General features: G+C 73.9%; 18 protein-coding genes. 8 read left to right on the top strand and 10 right to left on the bottom strand.

Annotated elements, in window-relative coordinates; all coding sequences use genetic code 11:
* Positions 1-87 precede the first annotated feature (87 nt).
* Both ACSNOA_RS05305 and ACSNOA_RS05300 read left to right on the top strand, forming a co-directional pair.
* The gene (locus ACSNOA_RS05305; protein WP_436656803.1) at positions 88-1,044 is read left to right on the top strand and encodes an acyl-CoA desaturase; all 957 of its coding nucleotides are present in this window, start codon (positions 88-90) and stop codon (positions 1,042-1,044) included.
* Between the two features lie 226 nt (positions 1,045-1,270).
* Complete coding sequence (locus ACSNOA_RS05300) at positions 1,271-1,954, top strand: TetR family transcriptional regulator (protein ID WP_436656802.1); 684 nt, start codon at positions 1,271-1,273, stop codon at positions 1,952-1,954.
* A 35-nt stretch (positions 1,955-1,989) separates the two neighbouring features.
* On the opposite strand, the gene ACSNOA_RS05295 is transcribed toward ACSNOA_RS05300, so the two are convergent.
* From ACSNOA_RS05295 to ACSNOA_RS05265, 7 genes are all read right to left on the bottom strand, one after another.
* Positions 1,990-2,466: a DUF4383 domain-containing protein gene (locus ACSNOA_RS05295; RefSeq protein WP_436656801.1), complete on the bottom strand. Its 477-nt coding sequence runs from the start codon at positions 2,464-2,466 to the stop codon at positions 1,990-1,992.
* Positions 2,467-2,618: 152 nt separating this feature from the next.
* Complete coding sequence (locus ACSNOA_RS05290) at positions 2,619-3,074, bottom strand: DUF4383 domain-containing protein (protein WP_436656800.1); 456 nt, start codon at positions 3,072-3,074, stop codon at positions 2,619-2,621.
* 115 nt (positions 3,075-3,189) lie between these two features.
* Positions 3,190-4,995 (bottom strand): ABC-F family ATP-binding cassette domain-containing protein, encoded by a 1,806-nt coding sequence (locus ACSNOA_RS05285; protein ID WP_436656799.1) that lies wholly within the window; start codon positions 4,993-4,995, stop codon positions 3,190-3,192.
* A 380-nt stretch (positions 4,996-5,375) separates the two neighbouring features.
* Complete coding sequence (locus ACSNOA_RS05280; protein WP_436656798.1) at positions 5,376-6,326, bottom strand: 4-(cytidine 5'-diphospho)-2-C-methyl-D-erythritol kinase; 951 nt, start codon at positions 6,324-6,326, stop codon at positions 5,376-5,378.
* Positions 6,323-6,475: a hypothetical protein gene (locus tag ACSNOA_RS05275; RefSeq protein ID WP_436656797.1), complete on the bottom strand. Its 153-nt coding sequence runs from the start codon at positions 6,473-6,475 to the stop codon at positions 6,323-6,325. The genes ACSNOA_RS05280 and ACSNOA_RS05275 overlap by 4 nt, the downstream gene beginning before the upstream one ends.
* Before the next feature lie 9 nt (positions 6,476-6,484).
* Positions 6,485-7,354, bottom strand: a complete 870-nt coding sequence (gene rsmA, locus ACSNOA_RS05270) for a 16S rRNA (adenine(1518)-N(6)/adenine(1519)-N(6))-dimethyltransferase RsmA (protein ID WP_436656796.1) — start codon at positions 7,352-7,354, stop codon at positions 6,485-6,487.
* Positions 7,355-7,409: 55 nt separating this feature from the next.
* Positions 7,410-8,318: a TatD family hydrolase gene (locus ACSNOA_RS05265; RefSeq protein WP_436656795.1), complete on the bottom strand. Its 909-nt coding sequence runs from the start codon at positions 8,316-8,318 to the stop codon at positions 7,410-7,412.
* Between the two features lie 120 nt (positions 8,319-8,438).
* Between ACSNOA_RS05265 and ACSNOA_RS05260 the strand changes: the two genes are divergently transcribed.
* Both ACSNOA_RS05260 and ACSNOA_RS05255 read left to right on the top strand, forming a co-directional pair.
* The gene (locus ACSNOA_RS05260) at positions 8,439-9,683 is read left to right on the top strand and encodes a hypothetical protein (protein ID WP_436658321.1); all 1,245 of its coding nucleotides are present in this window, start codon (positions 8,439-8,441) and stop codon (positions 9,681-9,683) included.
* A gap of 95 nt (positions 9,684-9,778) precedes the next feature.
* The gene (locus tag ACSNOA_RS05255; protein WP_436656794.1) at positions 9,779-10,630 is read left to right on the top strand and encodes an alpha/beta fold hydrolase; all 852 of its coding nucleotides are present in this window, start codon (positions 9,779-9,781) and stop codon (positions 10,628-10,630) included.
* Between the two features lie 114 nt (positions 10,631-10,744).
* Here ACSNOA_RS05255 and metG read toward each other — a convergent pair whose 3' ends face one another.
* Positions 10,745-12,547, bottom strand: coding sequence for a methionine--tRNA ligase (metG, locus tag ACSNOA_RS05250; RefSeq protein WP_436656793.1), 1,803 nt, complete (start codon positions 12,545-12,547; stop codon positions 10,745-10,747).
* Between the two features lie 158 nt (positions 12,548-12,705).
* Between metG and ACSNOA_RS05245 the strand changes: the two genes are divergently transcribed.
* Positions 12,706-14,082, top strand: a complete 1,377-nt coding sequence (locus ACSNOA_RS05245; RefSeq protein ID WP_436656792.1) for a hypothetical protein — start codon at positions 12,706-12,708, stop codon at positions 14,080-14,082.
* A gap of 127 nt (positions 14,083-14,209) precedes the next feature.
* Here ACSNOA_RS05245 and rsmI read toward each other — a convergent pair whose 3' ends face one another.
* A complete protein-coding gene (rsmI, locus tag ACSNOA_RS05240; RefSeq protein ID WP_436656791.1) occupies positions 14,210-15,058 on the bottom strand; it encodes a 16S rRNA (cytidine(1402)-2'-O)-methyltransferase in 849 nt (282 codons plus the stop codon).
* A gap of 185 nt (positions 15,059-15,243) precedes the next feature.
* On the opposite strand from rsmI, the gene ACSNOA_RS05235 reads away from it, so the two are divergent.
* From ACSNOA_RS05235 to ACSNOA_RS05225, 3 genes are all read left to right on the top strand, one after another.
* The gene (locus ACSNOA_RS05235; protein WP_436658320.1) at positions 15,244-16,836 is read left to right on the top strand and encodes a dolichyl-phosphate-mannose--protein mannosyltransferase; all 1,593 of its coding nucleotides are present in this window, start codon (positions 15,244-15,246) and stop codon (positions 16,834-16,836) included.
* 388 nt (positions 16,837-17,224) lie between these two features.
* Positions 17,225-18,556, top strand: a complete 1,332-nt coding sequence (locus ACSNOA_RS05230) for a VWA domain-containing protein (protein WP_436656790.1) — start codon at positions 17,225-17,227, stop codon at positions 18,554-18,556.
* A 2-nt stretch (positions 18,557-18,558) separates the two neighbouring features.
* Complete coding sequence (locus ACSNOA_RS05225; protein WP_436656789.1) at positions 18,559-19,359, top strand: peptidase; 801 nt, start codon at positions 18,559-18,561, stop codon at positions 19,357-19,359.
* Between the two features lie 85 nt (positions 19,360-19,444).
* Here the strand turns inward: ACSNOA_RS05225 and ACSNOA_RS05220 are convergent, their stop codons facing one another.
* Positions 19,445-19,711 (bottom strand): hypothetical protein, encoded by a 267-nt coding sequence (locus ACSNOA_RS05220; RefSeq protein ID WP_436656788.1) that lies wholly within the window; start codon positions 19,709-19,711, stop codon positions 19,445-19,447.
* Between the last annotated feature and the right edge of the window lie 102 nt (positions 19,712-19,813).

Below are 19,813 nucleotides of genomic sequence, written 5' to 3'. Positions count from 1 at the left end.
GAACTTCGCCGTGCGATCTACGGTTCCGTAAGTTACGGTGACGTAGGCGTAGCTTCGTTGATCTTCCTACCCCTTGTGCGAGGTGCCATGTCGACCGCTCTGCTCGAACCCAAGGCCTCTGGACCCAAACCGCTGACGCAGGGCGCCCAGTCGCCCGCCATCCTCGTCGCCCTGTGGGTGTTCGTGGTGATTCCCTTCGTGGCCCTCGTCGCCGCGGTGCCGGTGGCCTGGGGCGGCTGGCTGAGCTGGACCGACGTGGGCATCGCCGCCTTCTGGTACGTGCTCTCGGGGCTCGGCGTCACGGTGGGCTACCACCGCTACTTCACCCACGGCTCGTTCAAGGCCCGGCGCTGGCTGCGCGCGGCGCTCGCGGTCTCCGGCTCCCTCGCGGTGCAGGGCGAGATCATCCAGTGGGTCGCCGACCACCGCCGGCACCACGCGTTCTCCGACGTGGAGGGCGACCCGCACTCGCCGTGGCGGTTCGGTGAGAGCGTCTGGGGTCTCACCCGGGGCATGTTCCACGCGCACATCGGCTGGATGTTCAACCGCGAGCTGTCCAACCGGGAGCGGTTCGCTCCGGACCTAATCGCCGACCGCGACATCAAGCGGGTCGACAAGTCCTTCCCGCTGCTGGTGACGATCTCGCTGCTCGGTCCGGCCCTGATGGGGGGCCTGCTGACCTGGTCCTGGCAGGGCGCGCTGACCGCGCTCTTCTGGGGTGGCCTGGTCCGCGTCGCGCTGCTGCACCACGTCACCTGGGCGATCAACTCGGTCTGCCACGTCTACGGCGAGCGGCCGTTCGCCATGCGCCAGGGTGACCGGGCGGCCAACTTCTGGCCGCTGGCGATCCTCTCGTTCGGCGAGAGCTGGCACAACCTGCACCACGCGGACCCGACCTGCGCGCGGCACGGCGTCCTGCGCGGCCAGGTGGACATCTCGGCCCGGGTGATCTGGTTCTTCGAGAAGGTGGGCGCGGCGTACGACGTCCGCTGGCCGAAGCCGGAGCGGCTCGCCGCGAAGCTGGTGTCACGCACGGCGCCGTAATGAAGGCGATGGGCTCGGCGGCTACCTGGCAGTATGGCCGGGTGACCGAACGAGGCGGGGGGAATGCCGCGGGGCTCGGCGACACGGGGGCCGGGCGGGCGGGGGGTACGGTCGGGTGGCGCACGAGCGCCTTCCGGCCGTACGCCAGTGAGGCGGCGAGGTGAACGGGCACAGCGGAGGCACCATCCCACGGCAGGGCGTCACCGAGCGCCGGCGAGGTGACGAGATGGCGGATGTCCCAGGCGACGGCGGCAGTGACCGACGACGGGCGGTGGCCGCGAGCGGCAAGCCCTCCTCCCGCGTACGCATGTCGGCGGCGCAGCGCCGGGAGCAGCTGATCTCGATCGGCCGGCTGATCTTCGCGGAGCGGGGGTTCGACGCGACCTCGATCGAGGAGGTGGCGGCCCGGGCGAAGGTCTCCAAGCCGGTGGTCTACGAGCACTTCGGCGGCAAGGAGGGCCTGTACGCGGTGGTGGTGGACCGCGAGGTCCGGGCCTTGCTGGACCGGATCACCACGGCGTTGACGGCCGGCCATCCGCGGGAGCTGCTCGAGCAGGCGGCCATGGCGCTGCTGGGCTACATCGAGGAGGAGACCAGCGGCTTCCGGGTGCTGGTCCGGGAGTCGCCGCTGATGGCGGCGACGGGCAATTTCAGCAGCGTGCTGAACGACGTGGCGCACCAGGTCGAGCACATTCTGGGCGCGGAGTTCAAGAGCCGGGGGTACGACCCGAAGCTGGCGGAGCTGTACGCGCAGGCGCTCGTGGGCATGGTGGCGCTGACCGGCCGCTGGTGGCTGGAGGTGCGCAAGCCGCGTAAGGAGACGGTGGCGGCGCACCTCGTGAACCTCGCCTGGAACGGTCTGTCGCACCTGGAGTCGAAGCCCACGTTGATCCGGGCGCGCGGCCGCTGAGATCCGGCCGACGCGGTCCTGGGCCGACGCGGCGGTCAGCGGCGGTGGGCCTCGGAGACGGGGTGGGCGCGGAGCATCCGCTCCTGTTCGGCGTGTTCCGGCGTGCCGATCTTGTCGTACAGGCCGGTGCCGAGCAGCACGAGGCCGAAGATCATGGACACGATGACCGTGGACATGGAGAAGTTCAGGAAGTTCGCCTCGGTCTGCAGCACCGACATCATGAGGATGCTGGTGACGAGGAAGACGATCCCGGCCGTCAGGTTCATGTAGTGGCCGAGGTTGGTGCGCCGGGAGGCGCCGATCAGCAGGAAGGCGCCGAAGATCAGCGACGCCAGCGAGAACGCGAGGTTGGTGCGTAGTCCGAGCGCCCAGTTGCTCTCGCGCCCGAAGAGCGGCTCTCCGGCGGTGAGGACGACTCCCCACACCCCGAAGGCCAGGATGTAGAGCCCGATGAGGCCGGAGAGCACGCGGTAGATCGGCCGCGCCGGATGGTTGACCGGAAAGTGCGCCATGAGCCTCTCCTCCGCCCGAGATGACCGGTTCCGGAGGATTGTCGCGCGTAAGGGTGCCGGTTGTCCGGCGAATCGTCCAGGCCCCACAGCAAGCCGCCCTGCCGGCGCGGGAAGCGCCGGCAGGGCGGGCGGAGAGGGTGTGGCGGGCAGGGTCAGAGGACGAGGCGCGCCTTCTGCCAGGCGTCCTTCTCCTCCTCCGTGCCGACCTTGCCGTACATGCCGACCATCAGCAGCACGAGGCCGGTCACCATGACCACGATGACCGTGACCACGGAGAAGTTGAAGATGTTCGCGTCGGTCCGGATGAACGCGAGGCCGGCGAGGCCGATGGCCATCACGACGTACGCGAGCCAGGTGTTGATCAGCACGTCGATGTTGCGGCCGAGCGCCACTCCGGCCAGCACCAGAAGGCCGAGCAGGATGCTGACCACCGAGAAGCCGAGGTTCGTGCCCTGACCGAGGACCCGGGTGTCGTCCTGGGCGAAGAACTCGTTGCCGGCACTCGCGATGATGCCGAGCACACCGAAGACCACCAGGTACAGACCGGTCAGCCCGCCGATCGCCCGGTAGATCGGCCGCGCGGGATGGTTGACGGGGGTGTGGGCCATGTCTGAGTCTCCAACGCCGTTCGGGTGAGGGTCGCCGACGATTCTCCCGCACGTCGGGATGTGACGCCGCACACGGGGGTCCACCTGCGGTGTCGGCCCGGGGACGGGCGCCGGGTCAGTCGGCGGGAAGCTGCTCGGCGAGGGTGAGCCAGGCCTCCTCGGTGCGCTCCCGCTCGGCCCGTACGTCCTTGAGCTGGCCGTCCAGCTCGGCGACCTTCGCGTAGTCGGTGGCGTGCGCGGCGAGTTCGTCCAGCAGGGCGGTCTCGCGCTGCTCCAGCTTGCCGACCTGCCGTTCCAGTCGGGTCAGCTCCTTGCGGGCCTGCCGCACCTCGGCGGCGGAGAGACCGGTGCGGGCCGGCGCCTCGGGTGTGGCCGCCGGTACGGCCTCCGCCCGCGCGGACCCGGGGCGGGCGGCAGCCCGGGCGAGGTACTCGTCGACCCCGCCGGGCAGGTGCACCAGCCGGCCGTCGCCGAACATCCCGTACACGACGTCGGTGACGCGCTCGATGAGGTACCGGTCGTGGCTGGCCACGACGAGCGTGCCCGGCCAGGAGTCGAGCAGGTCCTCCAGGGCGGCGAGGGTGTCGGTGTCGAGGTCGTTGGTGGGCTCGTCGAAGAGAAGGACGTTGGGCTCGCCGGCGAGCAGCCGGAGCATCTGCAGCCGGCGGCGCTCGCCGCCGGAGAGGTCGCTGACGGGCGTCCAGAGCCGCCGGTCGTCGAAGCCGAACATCTCGGCGAGCTGCGCGGCGGAGATCTCCCGGTCGCCGAACTGGACCCGGCGGGCCACCTCCTCGACCGCCTCCAGCACGCGCAGGTGCCCGGGCAGCTCGGCGAGCTCCTGCGACAGGAACGCGGGCCGGACGGTCGACCCGGTGACGAACGCGCCGCCGTGCGGGTGGGTGACGCCGGCGAGCATCCGCAGCAGGGTGGTCTTGCCGGCGCCGTTGGCGCCCAGGATGGCGACGCGGTCGCCGGGGCCGACCTGCCAGGTGACGTCGTGCAGGATCTCCTTCGGGCCGGCGTGCAGGGTGACGTCCGTGAGGTCGTACACCTGCTTGCCGAGCCGTGCGGTGGCCAGCCGTTGCAGCGACATGGTGTCGCGCGGCGGCGGGACGTCGGCGATCAGCGCGTTGGCCGCCTCGATGCGGAACCGCGGCTTCGACGTACGGGCCGGCGGCCCCCGGCGCAGCCAGGCGATCTCCTTGCGCAGGAGGTTCTGCCGGCGCGCCTCGACGGCCGCGGCGACCCGCTCCCGCTCGGCCCGGGCGAGGGTCCAGGCGGCGAAGCCGCCGTCGTACGCGCGGACGGTCTGGTCGGCGACCTCCCAGGTGGTGGTGCAGACGGCGTCGAGGAACCAGCGGTCGTGGGTGACCACGACGAGGGCGCCCTTGCGGCCGAGCAGGTGCCGGGCCAGCCAGTCGACGCCGCCGACGTCGAGGTGGTTGGTGGGCTCGTCGAGGATCAGCAGGTCGGAGTCGCGGACGAGCAGCGCGGCGAGCGCCACCCGCCGGCGTTCGCCGCCGGACATCGGGCCGACGGGCTGGTCGAGGCCGAGGTGGGGCATCCCGAGGCCGTCGAGGATGGCGCGTACGCCGGCGTCGCCGGCCCACTCGTGCTCGGCGCCCATGCTCTCGTCGAGCCACTCGGTGCCGAGGACGACGTCCCGCACGGTGGCGTCGGGTGCGAGGGTGAGGTTCTGCGGCAGCCAGGCGACGCGCAGGTCGCGACGGTGGGTGACGCGCCCGTCGTCCGGGTCCTCGGTGCGGGTGAGCAGCCGCAGCAGGGTGGACTTGCCGGCGCCGTTGAGGCCGACCACGCCGATCCGGTCGGCGTCGTCCAGGCCGAGCGAGACGTCGGTGAGCAGCGGCCCGGCGGCCCCGTAGCCCTTGGACACCCGGTCCAGGTTGACGATGTTGGCCACGACCTACCTTCCATGATCAAGGCGTCCGGTGCCGGCGGGCACGGGACGCCTGGCCTCCCAGCGTACGCGGCGCCCACGGTCCGTGCGTCCGGCGAGGGTCCCCCGCGGCGCCCCGCGATCCGCGGTGCGCCCGCGGTCCGTGGCGTGCCGGCGCAAGATCCGCGCAACATCCCGGAAGTTGTCGCCTCGGGCGTGCCGGAGGCAGCAACATCCGGGAAACTGTGCGGATCTTCGGGCCAGTCGGTCGGCCAGCGGCAGGCCGGGCGGCCGGCCAGCGCGGGTCGGGCGGCCGGCCAGCGCGGGTCGGGCGGCCGCCCAGCGCGGGTCGGGCGGCTGGCCGGCGGGAGCCGCCCGGCCCCCCTCCGAGGGCCCGCCCGGCGTCAGACGATCCGGGCGCCGGCCACCGGCCCGTGCGCGATGCGCACGTCGCGGCACACGTCCGCGGCCGTGAGGTCGGCGGCGATGCTGCCGGCGTGCGCCGCGTCGGTCGCCAGGAACACGCAGGTCGGCCCGGAACCGGAGACGATGCCGGCGAGCGCCCCCGCCGCCTCCCCCGCCTTGAGCGTGTCGGCGAGCGCCGGCCGCATGGCGAGCGCGGCGTCCTGGAGGTCGTTGCCGAGCGCGGCGGCCAGCACCCGCGGGTCCCGCTGGCGCAGCGCGGCGAGCAGCCGGTCGGTGCTGCCCAGCGGCGGGCCGGCCGTGCCGGCCTCGCGGAGCCGGTCGAGTTCCCGGTAGGCGGCCGGGGTGGAGAGGCCGCCCTCGGCGATGCCGACCACCCAGTGCCAGGAGGTGGGGCGGGCCAGGACGGGGCTCACGGCCTCGCCGCGCCCGGTGCCCAGCGCGGTGCCGCCGTGGATGAGGAACGGGACGTCGGAGCCGAGGTCGGCGGCGATGGAGGCCAGTTCGTCGCGGGACAGGCCGGTGCCCCAGAGCGCGTCGCAGGCCACGAGGGTGGCGGCCGCGTCGGCGCTGCCGCCGGCCAGCCCGCCCGCGAGGGGGATCTGCTTGCGCAGGTGCAGGCGGGCGTGCGGGAGGACGCCCGCGTACCCGGCGAGCGCGTGCGCCGCGCGGATCACGAGGTTCGAGTCGTCCAGGGCCAGTTCGCCGGCGCCCTCGCCCTCCATGGTGAGCGTGAGGGTGTCGCCGCGGCGTGCCGTCAGCTCGTCGTAAATGGAGATGGCGTGGTAGACGGTGTTCAGCTCGTGGTAGCCGTCGCGGCGCAGCGGTCCCACGCCGAGGTGCAGGTTGACCTTCGCGGGCACGCGGACCTTCACGGGCCCGCTGGCGCCACGCCGCTCGTCCTCGCCCTCCGGTCGCCAGGCCTCGGTCACGGTGCGATGTCTCGCAGGCTCAGGCGGATGTCGAACGGCTTGTCCACGATCAGCTCCTCGGCGGAGTCGGCGACCGGCTCGTACCGGCCGTCGACCAGGTCGTACGCGTACAGGTGCGGCGGGTGCCGGACGCCGGCGTCGGCGGGCACGGCGCCAGCCTACTGCCCGGCGGAGGTGGCGGCCGGGGCCGACGCGGCGATGGCCGCGAACTGCTCGACGGTGAGCGACTCCCCCCGGGCGCCGGGGTCGACACCGGCCGCGGTGAGGGCGGCGGCGGCTCGGTCCGCGCCGCCGGCCCAGCCGGCGAGGGCGGCGCGCAGCGTCTTGCGTCGCTGGGCGAACGCCGCGTCGACCACCGCGAAGACCTGTTCGCGGGGTACGTCGGGCCGGGGCGGCTCGCGCCGGGTGAACGCGACGAGGCCGGAGTCGACGTTGGGCACCGGCCAGAAGACGTTCGGCGGGACGCGGCCGGCGGCGCGGGCCCGGGAGTACCAGGCGAGCTTCACCGAGGGGATGCCGTACACCTTCGAGCCGGGGCCGGCGACCAGCCGGTCGGCGACCTCCTTCTGCACCATGACGAGGCCGTGGCGCAGGCCGGGCAGCTCGGCCAGCAGGTGCAGCACCACGGGCACGGCCACGTTGTACGGCAGGTTCGCCACCAGCGCGGTGGGAGCCGGATCGGCGAGGTCGGCGGCGGTGACGCGCAGCGCGTCGGCGCGGTGCACGGTGAGCCGGGCGGCGTCGGGGCCGGCGTGTCGGGCGGCGGTCTCCGGCAGCGCGCCGGCCAGCACCGGGTCGATCTCGACGGCGTGCACGTGCGCGGCCACGGGGAGCAGGGCCAGGGTGAGCGAGCCCAGGCCGGGGCCGACCTCCAGCGCCACGTCGTCGGGGGCGAGCCCGGCCGTGGTGACGATCCGCCGCACCGTGTTCGGGTCGTGCACGAAGTTCTGCCCGAGCTTCTTCGTGGGCGCGACGCCCAGCCGGGCGGCCAGTTCCCGGATCTCCGCCGGGCCGAGGAGACCGGTCATGGACAGCAGCGTAGGCAGCGGGCGGGCGTGTCCGGCGCGCACCCCGTGCGCGCGGTCACCACGGGCCGAAGACGCGGTCGCCGGTGGCGGAGATGGCGGCGCACAGCGTGTCGAGGTCGGCGCCGGTGGTCTCGGCGAGCGACCGGACGGTCAGCGGGACGAGGTAGGACGCGTTCGGCCGCCCCCGGTGCGGGGTCGGGGTGAGGTAGGGGGCGTCGGTCTCCACCAGCATCTGCTCGAGCGGGGTCACGGCGGCGGCCTCCCGCAGCGGTTTCGCGCTCGCGAAGGTGACCGTGCCCGCGAAGCTCAGCAGGTAGCCGCGGCGCACGCACTCGGCGGCGAAGTCGGCGTCGCCGGAGAAGCAGTGCAGCACCACGGTCTCCGGGGCGCCCTCGTCGTCGAGGACCCGCAGGACGTCGGCGTGCGCGTCCCGGTCGTGGATGACCAGCGCCTTGCCGTACCGCTTGGCGATGGCGATGTGCGCCCGGAAGCTCTCCTCCTGGGCGGCGCGGCCCTCGTCGCCGGTGCGGAAGAAGTCCATGCCCGTCTCGCCGATCCCGCGGACCCGGTCGTGGGCGGCGAGCGCCTCGATCTCCCGCAGCGCCTCGTCGAGGTCGGGTAGGCGGGGCGCGTCGTTGGGGTGCAGGGCCACGGTGGCCACGACGGCCGGGTACCGCTCGGCCGTCTCCACGCCCCAGCGCGAGGAGGGGACGTCCACGCCGACCTGCACCAGGCGGTCGACCCCGACCCGGGCGGCGACCGCGACGGCCGCCGCGACCGGGTCGTCGGCGGGACCGCCCCCGGGAACGCCGGCCTCGCTGACGGTGATGTCCAGGTGGGTGTGGCTGTCGAGCACCGGCCGGGGCAGCGGCTCCGGCGCGGGCGGGAACTCGCCGGCACGGCGGGCGGCCCGGGCCCGACGCGATTCGGTCTGCTCCGTCGTCTGTTCGGTTGGCTCGGTCATCCACCAAAGGATCACACACGGGGGTGGTCCATCCGCCCGCCACCTGACGTTCACCTCGATTACCGAGTGCGACTCTACGGTCGCCCGGTGATCGAGCAGCCGTGGCAGCACAGTGACGCCCTGGGCGTCACTCCGGCCGGCGGGGACGCGGGCGAGCGCACGGGGCTGCGGGTGGCGTACGGCGGGGGTGTCTACCCGGCGGAGGAGATCGCCCGGGGCGCCGCCTACGAGTTGTTCAGCGCCGACGAGGTGCCCGGGTTCGAGTGGTCTCCGCGGCCCGGCTCGGCCCTGCCGTGGCGCCGGTTCGTGCACGTCACCGAGGTCACCGCGGTGCACGGCGCGCCGGAGCCGGCGGAGGAGCCCGACCCGCCGCTCATGGTGCCGGCGCACCGTGAGCGCGGCTGGGCGTACGTGCAGCAGCTGAGCCAGCGCCCGGACGCGGCCGGCGACCCCAGCCTCGCCGCGGTGCGGAGATCGGCGGTGGTGCGGCGGGGCACGCGCATGGTCAAGGTGCTGTCGGCGCGGCAGCTCTCTGGGTACGTGCGGGGCTGGCTGCCGCACGGCTTCTGCTACCGCGAGCACGACGTCGCCCACCTGCGTACGCCGGCCGCCTTGACCGTGTTGCGCACCGACGGTGAGGTGGGCCGCGACGGTCCGGACGTGGCGTACGCGCTGCGGTGGCGGGCCGCCGACCCGAGCGACTACGACGTGCCGGTGGGTGAGGCGTTCCGGGGCCTGGGCGCGCTGTCCCCGCGGGACCGGGTGGGGCCGCCCGTGCTGGGCACCGGTTTCGTGCCGAGCAGCGGCCAGCTGATCCCGGAGTTCGTCACCCGGGACTTCGCCGACCTGCCGATGCCGGCGAACGCGACCCTGCTCGCGTACCCGGCGGAGGGCGTCGAGGTGGTGCTCTACACCTACCAGGCGGAGCAGCGGGGCTGGTTGCGCATGGTGGGGCCGCAGTGGCGGCACCTGCTCGCGGCGGTCCCCGGGGTCTCCCCCGACCAGGAGTACGTGCCGACCGGCGAGGCGCCCCGCTCCACGCAGTTGGTCGGCCTGTACGGCGGCGCCGAGTACGAGGCGGTCGGTGACCTGCCCGGCGGCTTCCGGGTGCTGGCGATGACGCGGGCCGCCCGCTATCCGGTGGAGGCGGCGGCCCGGCGGCTGCGCGTCGCGCAGTGGCGGGGGGTGCCCTGCCTGGTGCTGCGGGAGGAGGCGGGCTGGCTGCGGCTGCGGCTGCGCCGGCCGGATCCGGAAACGGTGGCCGTGACGGGGGCGCAGTGCCACGACCGGGGCGTCTACGAGACATGGGCCCCGGGCGCGGAGGTCACGGACGACCAGGTGGTGAACCTCCCGTACGCGCTCTGAGCAGCGGCCACGGACGGGCGGCGGCGGGCATATCGGCGGATCGGGCGGGAATGCGCCGGGCGAGGAGAGACCGAGCCCGACTTCAGGAGAAGAGCATGCCGTTCATCACCGTGGGTACGGAAAACTCCGCGCCCATCGACCTGTACTACGAGGACCACGGCTCCGGCCAGCCGATCGTGCTGATCCACGGTTTCCCCTTCAACGGGGCGACCTGGGAGAAGCAGGCCATGCCGCTGCTCAACGCCGGATACCGGGTCATCACCTACGACCGGCGGGGGTTCGGCAACTCGGCGCAGCCCTCGATGGGGTACGACTACGACACCTTCGCCGCCGACCTCGACGTCCTGATGTCCGAGCTGGATCTGCGGGACGTGATGCTGATCGGGCACTCGATGGGCACCGGTGAGGTGACCCGTTATCTCGGCGCGTACGGATCGCAGCGCGTGAACCGGGCCATCATGCTGGCCCCGTTGGCGCCGTACCTGCTCCAGGCCCCCGACGACCCGCAGGGCGTCGAGAAGAGCAAGTTCGACGGCTTCCAGCAGGCGATCATCGACGACCGGTTCGCCTTCCTCACCCAGTTCTGCAACAACTTCTTCAACTGGGACGAGAACAAGGGGAAGCTGGTCAGCCAGGAGGCGTACCGGGCCCACTGGGACATCGGCGCGCGTGCGTCGGCGAAGGCCACCTACGACAGTGTGGACGCGTGGCTGACCGACTTCCGGGGCGACCTGCCGCAGATCGACGTGCCGGTGCTGATCGTCCAGGGTGACAAGGACAACGTGCTGCCGTTCGCGGTGACCGGTCAGCGGTTGCAACCGATGCTCGCCGGCAGCCAGCTCATCACGCTGAAGGGCGCCCCGCACGGCATCCCGTGGACGAACGCCGCCGAGGTCAACAAGGCGATCATGGACTTCATCGGCGCGCCGGCCATGGCACGCGCCTGACGCGGTTCGTGGCCCGCGCCGGGTGCGGGGCGCGGGCCTGACACGGCCGGCCTCGCGGTCGGCCGGGTGAGGTGCGGCCCGGGGGTGCCCCGGGCCGCACCGCCGTGTCCGCCGTCAGCCGCCCAGCCGGGCCAGCTCCTCGTCGACGATCGACGGGTCGAGCTTGCGGAACACCGGCTTCGGCGCCGCGAGCGGCCGGCCCACCTCCAGGGGTACGGACTCCCAGCGCGCGCCCTGCGTGTAGTCCCCGGTGAGCACCGGGTACGACGGGCCGCCGTCGAGGTCCTCCACCTCGACGATGGACGGCATGGGCGCGTGCACCCCGGTGCCGCCGAGCAGCTCGTGCACCTTCTGCGCGGAGTGCGGCAGGAACGGGGTGAGCAGCGTGTTCGCGTCGCTGACCACCTGGAGCGCGACGTGCAGGATGGTGCCCATGCGGGGCTTGTCGGCCTCGTCCTTGAGCTTCCACGGGGCCTGCTCGGACAGGTACCGGTTGGCCTCGGCGACCACCCTCATGGCCTCGCCGATGGCCTGCTTCTGCCGGTGCCGGGCGATCAGGTCGCCCACGGTGGCGAAGCCGGCCCGGGCGGTGGCCAGCAGCGCCTCGTCGGCCTCGGTGAGCCCGGCCGGGTCGACCGGCGGGATCGCGCCGAAGTTCTTCGCGGCCATCGAGATGGACCGGTTGACCAGGTTGCCCCAGCCGGCGACCAGCTCGTCGTTGTTGCGGCGGAGGAACTCCGCCCAGGTGAAGTCGGTGTCGTTGCTCTCCGGCCCGGCGGCCGCGATGAAGTAGCGCAGCGCGTCGGCGTCGTAGCGCTCCAGGAAGTCACGGACGTAGATGACCACCCGGCGGGACGACGAGAACTTCCGCCCCTCCATGGTCAGGTACTCGCTGGAAACGACCTCGGTGGGCAGGTTGAGCCGGCCCAGCCCACCCGGCTCGCCGTCGCGCGACCCCTCACCCGAGTAGCCGGCGAGCAGCGCCGGCCAGATGACCGAGTGGAAGACGATGTTGTCCTTGCCCATGAAGTAGTAGGCGCGGGCGTCCTTGCCCTCCCCGTCGGCGGACCACCACCGGCGCCACGCCTCCGGGTCGCCGGAGCGGCGGGCCCACTCGATCGAGGCGGACAGGTAGCCGACCACCGCGTCGAACCAGACGTAGATCCGCTTGTCCGACCGGTCACGCCAGCCCTCCAGCGGAATCGGCACACCCCACTCCAGGTCCCGGGTGATGGCCCGGGGCTGGAGGTCGTCGAGGAGGTTCCGCGAGAACCGCAGCACGTTGGGACGCCAGCCCTCCCGGGTGTCCAGCCACTGCCGCAGCACGTCGGCCAGGGCGGGCAGGTCCAGGAAGAAGTGCTCGGTCTCGACGAACTCCGGCGTCTCGCCGTTGATCTTCGACTTCGGGTCGATGAGGTCGATGGGGTCGAGCTGGTTGCCGCAGTTGTCGCACTGGTCGCCGCGCGCGCTCGTGTAGCCGCAGATCGGGCAGGTGCCCTCGATGTACCGGTCCGGCAGCGTACGACCGGTCGACGGGGAGATCGCGCCCATCGTCGTCTTCGGCACGACGTACCCGTTGCGGTAGAGCCCCTCGAACAGCTCCTGCACCACGGCGTAGTGGTTCCGGGTGGTGGTGCGGGTGAACAGGTCGTACGACAGGCCGAGACCGTGCAGGTCCTCCACGATCACCCGGTTGTACCGGTCGGCCAGCTCGCGCGGGGTGGCCCCCTCGGCGTCGGCCTGCACCTGGATGGGCGTGCCGTGCTCGTCCGTCCCGGAGACCATGAGCACGTCGTGGCCGGCCATCCGCATGTACCGGCTGAAGACGTCGGAGGGAACGCCGAAACCGGAGACGTGGCCGATGTGGCGCGGGCCGTTGGCGTAGGGCCAGGCAACCGCCGCGAGAACGTGACTCATGACCAGCAAGCGTAGTGACCCGGTCGGCGCGGCCGCGAACCAATAGGGCCCGCGGGTCGGCGGTAGGTCGGCGTGGGGTCCGCTGTTGGTCCGATTTGTCGCCGACACGCGGCCTGAACTGGCCGGTGCGCCTCCGCTCCGGGTGTGCAATGAACGTCGTGACTGGCAGACGAGCGGCCCGGAAACCGGACGATCACCCCACCGGGGCGGCGGTCGTCGACGGCGGGGACGCCTCGACGGGAACCGACGCCCCGGCCGACGAGGGCCCGGCCACCGGTGCCGCGACCGCTTCCCCTGGCGGCGCGGCCACCTCGGGCGGCGCGGGCGCTCCCTCCGGCGGCGCGGCAGCCTCGGTCGGCCCGGCCGGCTCGGGCGGCCCGGCTGGCTCGGGCGGCCCGGGCGGCGCGGCCGCCTCGGGCGGTGGGAAAGGTCCGATCCGCCCGGCCCGGGCGTCGGGTGTCGCACCGCAGCCCCGCCCGGACTCCGGCGTCGCCGCGCAGCCGCCCGCCGCCGCGCAGCCCGCCGGGTCCCCTCAGCAACGCCCGAAGCCGGGCGGCGACGCGACCCCCGCCCCCAGCCGGCCTCCGCGCACCACACCCCCGGCCCGGCGGGCACGGCCGGGCCAGGGCACCCGCCCGAACAAGCCGGCCGGCCCCCCGCGGCCCGCCCCGTCGACGGATCCTCCGGCCCCCGCGCCGCCCACCGACCAGGAGAACGTCGAGCCGGCGCCGAAGGGCCGGCCTCGGGCACCGCGCCAGGCCGACCGAGCAGCACCGGAGGTGGCCGGTGCGCCCGGAGAGCCGTCCGTCGAGGTCGAGCCGACCACCGGCGCGCCGGTGGACGCGATTCCCAGCCGGGTGCCCGTACGCCAACCGAACCGCTGGCGCCGCCTCCGGGGCGGTGCGGAGGAGGACGACGAGACGTCCTGGGCACCGATCGAGGAGGTGCACTGGGACGGCACCCCGATCCGGGAGGAGCCGGCGCGTGAGCAGGAGCGTCCGGCCCGTACCGCCGCAACCCGGCGCCGCCGCCCGACCGCGTACCCGATCGACCCGCTTCCCGGGCTCACCGCGCTGGTGACGCTGAGCCTGGTGGCGGCGTTCTTCGCGTGGGTGAGCGCGGGGCCGCTCTGGCTCGCGCTGGGCCACAGCACCCGCGGCACGGTGGTGATCACCGACTGCGACGGGGGCGGGCTCACCCAGCGGTGCCGCGGGATCTTCGCCGCCGACAGCGGGCGGGTGCTCGCCCACGGGGTCCGGGTCAGCGGCGTGCCGGCCGACCGGAGCGCGGCCGGCAGCACCCTTCCAGCCCGGATGACCGGGCCGGAGGGCACCACGGCGTACGCCGACACCGGCGCGAGCCAGCACCTGCGCTGGCTGCTCGGGCTGGCGGCGGTGGCGCTGTGCGGGGCCGGCATCGCCCGCTGGACCGGCGCGTCCCGCATCGCGGGGCAGCGCGCCCGGCGCTGGGCGATCGGCGCGTCGTTCGCCGGCCCGGCGCTGATCGCCGCGGGCTTCCTCGTCGCGGCCTGGTGACCGGCCCCCCTCCACCCGGTCGATCATGCACTTGTGGTGCCCGGCTCGACCGCGTTCACGGCCTCTGTCCCCCACCACAACTGCATGATCGACGCCGCGGAACCCGGGGGGCGGGGAGGGGCGAGGGTCAGGCGTGTACTACCGCGTAGACCTCGCGACGGCGCAGGCCGTACGTGGTGGCGACGTCGGTGATCGCGTCCCGGCGGGAGAGGCCGGCGGCCTCGCGGTCGGCCACGGCGGCGCGCAGCGTCTCGTCGTCGGGACGTTCCGGCGCGGTCGCCGGTGCGCCGCCCACCACCAGCGTGATCTCGCCGCGCGGCTCCCCCTCGGCGGCCCAGCGGGCCAACTCACCGAGAGGACGCCGGAGCACCTCCTCGTACGTCTTGGTGAGTTCACGGCACAGCGCGGCCGGCCGGTCGGCGCCGAACGCGTCCGCCAGGTCGGTCAGCGCCGCGGCGATCCGGTGCGGCGCCTCGAAGAGCACGAGGGTGCGTTCCTCGCCGGCGAGCGCCCGCAGGCGGGACCGCCGGGCGCCCGGCGAGCGGGGCAGGAACCCCTCGAAGCAGAACCGGTCGGAGGGCAGCCCGGAGAGCGCCAGGGCGGTGGTGACGGCGCTCGGGCCGGGCGCGGCGGTCACCGGGGCGCCCACCTCCAGGGCGGCCCGCACCAGCCGGTAGCCCGGGTCGGAGACGCTGGGCATGCCGCCGTCGGTGACCAGCGCGACCAGGTAGCCGGCCTGGATCACCTCGACCAGTTCCGGGGTGCGCCGCTCCTCGTTGCCCTCGAAGTACGAGACGATCCGGCCCGGCACGTCGACGCCGAGATCCCGGGCGAGGCGGGTGAGCCGGCGGGTGTCCTCGGCGGCCACGACGTCGGCCGTGGCGAGCATCTCGCGGAACCGGGCGGAGACGTCGGCCGGATTGCCGAGCGGTGCACCGAGCAGGACGAGGCGCCCGACGTCCGACATTTCACCCACGAGTCCGTGCTCCTCCATCGACGGCCGTACCGGATCGGGGACGACGGGCGCCACCGGTCACCCTCGCAGCCTACGATCGCCGGGTGACGAGTGCGTCGACAGCACAGAGCGCGAACGTGGGCCGGACGGAGTCGGGCCGTACGGTCGAGGGGGCGCCCGCCGAGGCAGCCCCGGCGGAGGGCCGCCTGCCCGGCGTGGTCCGCCGGCGGCTCGCCACGGTCGACGCCCGGCTCGACGCGCGGTCGTGGCTGGCCACCGGCGTGGTGGTGCTGATCGCCGGCATCCTGCGCTTCCTCAACCTGGCCCACCCCGCCGGAAAGATCTTCGACGAGACCTACTACGCCAAGGACGCGTACGGGTTGATCTCGCGGGGCGTCGAGTGGAACTACAAGGACGGCAACGCGTCGTACGTGGTGCACCCGCCGCTGGGCAAGTGGCTCATCGGGCTCGGCGAGTGGGCCTTCGGCTACCAGGACGCGGAGAGCCGGATCTCGGTGCCCGGCCACCTGCTCACCACGGCCCCGGAGTTCGGCTGGCGGTTCTCGGCGGCGGTCGTGGGCACCCTGTCGGTGCTGCTGCTCGTCCGCATCGGCCGGCGGTTGTTCCGGTCGACCGTGCTCGGCTGCGCGGCGGGTCTGCTGCTCGCCCTGGACGGCTTCCACCTGGTGCTCTCCCGGACGGCGCTGCTCGACATCTTCCTGCTCTTCTTCGTGCTGGCCGCGTTCGGCGCGATCGTGCTCGACCGGGACGCCCGCCGGCGCCGCTGGGCGCGCGCCCTCGACGCCGGGCTGGATCCCACCCGGCGCGGACGGGCCGGCCGCCCGGCGACCGGGTGGCGGGGGTGGCCGTGGTGGCGGCTCGCCGCCGGGGTGCTGCTCGGCTGCGCGTGCGCGGTGAAGTGGAGCGCGCTCTACTTCCTGCCGGCGTTCGTGCTGCTGGTGCTCCTCTGGGAGGTCGGCGTCCGGCGCTCGGCCGGGGTGCCGCGGCCGTGGCGGGCCGCGCTCGTCGACGAGTTGCCCTGGATGGCGCTGGCCGGGGTGCTGATGTTCGGCACGTACCTGGCCACGTGGTCGGGCTGGCTGTTCACCGACGACGGCTACTACCGGCTCGCCTCGGCCTACCCGGGCGCCCCACTCAGCGACACCCCGGTGATCGGTCCACTGATCAACCTGTTCGAGTATCACCGGGCGGCGTACGGGTTCCACACCGGGCTCGACGACCCGCACAAGTACCAGTCCTGGCCCTGGCAGTGGCTGCTGCTGGGCCGCCCCGTGGCCTTCTACTGGTCGGGCGACGGGCCGTGCGGCGCGGCGAGCTGCGCGGCGGAGGTCCTGCTGCTCGGCACCCCGCTGCTGTGGTGGTCGTTCCTGCCGGCCCTCGTGGCGGCGGCCTGGCTCGGCCTGGCCCGCCGAGACTGGCGGGCCGGCGCGATCCTGCTGTTCGTGGCCGCCGGGCTGCTGCCCTGGTTCTGGTTCGCCCTCGACGGCCGGACGATGTTCTCGTTCTACACGGCGCCGGCGCTGCCGTTCCTGGTGCTCGCCGTGGTCTACGTGCTGGGCGCCATCGTGTCGCCCGCCCGGGCGGGGGCCGGCGCGGCCCGACGGATCACGCCGGGCGATCCGGGGTACGACCGGCGCCTGGTCGGCGGTGTCGTGGTGGGCGTGTACGTGCTGCTGGTGGCCCTGTGCTTCGCGTACTTCTATCCGCTCTTCATGGGCACCGTCATGCCGTACGCGGACTGGTCGGCCCGGATGTGGCTGGGCGGTCGCTGGATCTGAGCGGGCAGCGGCCCGGGAACCGGTGGACCTGCGGGACGACGGTGGGCCCCGCGCGCGAGTCGCGTGCGGGGCCCACCGGACGAAGAAGCGCGCCCCGATCGCCTGCCACGGGGGAAGCGGGCGATTGGGGCGCGCAAGAGAAGCTTAACCACCGCGCACCACCGGCACAACGGGTCAACTTGGGTCAGATTTCTGACGGATACCCGATTGGTGACGGGGCACATTCGGTGGTTGACCGACGGTCACCGGGGTGTTCCAAAGGACCCGCCGTACGCCACCGGACGGCGGCTCCCGGCCGGCCGACGGCGGTCTTCCGGGTCCGGCGCGGACGATCTTCCAAGCCCCACCCCGATGATCATCCAAAGTGGATTCTCTCTACACTCGCCCGGTGATCAACTCAAGACGGTCCACCACCGTCCTCACCGGACTGGTGGTGGCATTCGCGCTGCTCAGGCCGGTGCCCGCCGCGGCCGACGAGCCGAGCACGACGGAGCCGGCACCCGCCGAGCCGCCCCGCGTCGAGCTGGTGCTGGACGTCAGCGGGTCGATGCGGGCCCGGGACATCGACGGCCGCAGCCGGATCTCGGTGGCGCAGCAGGCGTTCAACGAGGTGGTGGACGCGCTGCCGGAGGAGACCCAGCTCGGCATCCGGGTGCTCGGCGCGACCTACCAGGGCGACGACAAGAAGGTCGGCTGCCAGGACACCCAGCAGATCGTGCGGGTCGGCCCGGTCGACCGGGCCCAGGCGAAGGGCGCGGTCGCCACGCTGCGCCCGACGGGCTTCACCCCCGTCGGGCTCGCCCTGCGGAAGGCCGCCGAGGACCTCGGCACCGGAGCCACGACCCGGCGGATCGTCCTGATCACCGACGGGGAGGACACCTGCGCCCCGCCCGACCCGTGCCAGGTCGCGCGGGAACTGGCCGCCCAGGGCACCCGGCTGGTCGTCGACACGCTGGGCCTCGCCCCCGACGAGAAGGTACGGCGGCAGTTGCTCTGCATCGCGGGCGCGACCGGTGGCACGTACACGGCCGCCCAGAGCACGGAGGAGCTGACCGGCCGGATCAAGCAGCTGGTGGAGCGGGCGCGGGAGACGTACACCCGGACGCCCACGGTGGTCGGCGGCGGCACCGCCTGCGACGGCGCGCCGCTGCTCGCCCCCGGCGTCTACACCGACCGGGAGGCCTTCTCGGAGCACCGCTGGTACCGGGTCCCGGTGCGCCCCGGGCAGGAGCTGCGCGCATCGGTCAGCGTCGCGCTGGACCGGCCGGTGAACCGGGACTACGGCGTCCTGCTGCGGGCCGTGGCCCCGGACGGCCGGGAACTGGTGCGCGGGGCGGACGCCGGCAGCGGCCGGGCGGACGTCGTCTCCGCGGGCCTGCGCTGGTCCGACGACCGCACCGAGGACGACGACGCCGAGGACGACGACGCCGACCCCACGCCCGACGTCGACGAAACCGCGGGCGCCGCGACCACCGGGCGGGTCGCCATGGTCTGCCTCGTGGTCAGCAACTCGTTCGCCCCACGCCCCGGCACCGGCGTGACCCCCGGCATGCCGGTCGAGCTGACCGTCGACGTGGTCGCCGCGTCCCCGACACCGCGGGGACCGGACCTCGGCCGGGGCTGGGTGCTGCTGGTCCTGCTGACCGTGGCGGGCCTGCTCGCCGGCCTGGTCACCGGCCTGCTCACCCGCTGGTGGGTGGCCACCTGGAGGGAGAAGTGAGCATGCGTACCATCCTCGTCCGGTCGCTCGCGGCGCTCGTGGCCGCCGCCGGCCCCGCGTTGCTGCCCGCCGCGGCCCTCGCCGCCCCCGGGTCGCCCACCCCCTCCCCCGGCGCCGTCACGGTGAACCGGGCCGGCACGTCGTTCCTCACCGCCACCACGATCGCCGCCGGCCAGCCGGTCCAGGTCCGGGCGTCCACGGGCGACAACCTCTACTGGTCGTTCACCGCGAAGGCCGGCCAGGTCCACGACGTCGCCGCGACGGTGACGTTCCCGCGTGATCGCGGCGGCGCGTCCACGTGGACCGTCGAGGTCTTCGACGGGCTCCGGCGCCGCCAGGCGTGCACGGACGGGGCGCAGACGCCCACGGTCGACGCGGCGGCCGCCAGCGTCACGCTCGGCTGCGCGCTGCGCGAGGTGCGGCCGTGGGCCGAGCCGTGGTCGGGTGACCCGCTGCCCGGCACGTACTTCGTCCGGATCTCCGTCGTGGACGTGCCGGAACCGGACCTCGGCGCGCCCGTCGACGTCGAGTTGCTGGTGAGCGCCGACGGCGAGGGCGGCAGCCCGGCCGACGACGGCGAACTGGCGACGCCGCTCGTGCCGAACACCCGGCCCGGCGCGGTGCTCACCGACCAGCAGGTGTCGGCGTCCACCACCGACGAGGACGAGGACGACGGGCTGGCCGACCTCGTGACGCTGCCCGCGCTCGGGTCCCGCTGGATCTGGACGAGCGCCGGCGGTGTCCTGGCCGCGGTCGCCGGTGTCGTCGGCTTCGCGCTGACCCGCCGCCCCCGACGCGGCTGACCGACCTCGCGGCGCCGCTTCGGGCGCGCACGCCGGCCCCGTCCCGGGCTCGTTCCGGGGACGGGGCCGGCGCGCACGCGGGCCCTCAGTGGGTACGCGGACCTCGGGGCAGCCACCCGATGAACCGGTCCTGGAGGGACGTCACCGACGAGGGGCGCAGGTCCTGTGTGGCGGCCGCCAGGCAGGACCCGAGGTAGATGCTGAGTGTGGCGCGGTCGCCGTACTCCTCCAGCAGCCGGCTGCGCTTCGTCGCGCAGGGCCAGTCCTCACCGCAGGAGCCGCAGCTCCAGCCGGGTGTCACCGGGGCGTGTTCGTCGCTCCGCCGGCCGGACGGTTCCGCACCACCGGTCATCGCACTCCCTCTCCGGTACCTGCAGGGGCCGGGCGTCCGCCCGTGCCCTATTCATCTACGGCGATCACACCCCCGTGCCATGCGTGGCCAACAGCGCTCCGC

The sequence above is a fragment of the Micromonospora sp. URMC 103 genome (assembly GCF_051386435.1).
GTDB lineage: Bacteria > Actinomycetota > Actinomycetes > Mycobacteriales > Micromonosporaceae > Micromonospora.
The sequence above is the reverse complement of the archived record's forward strand: the minus strand, read 5'-3'. Positions and strand labels throughout refer to the sequence as shown.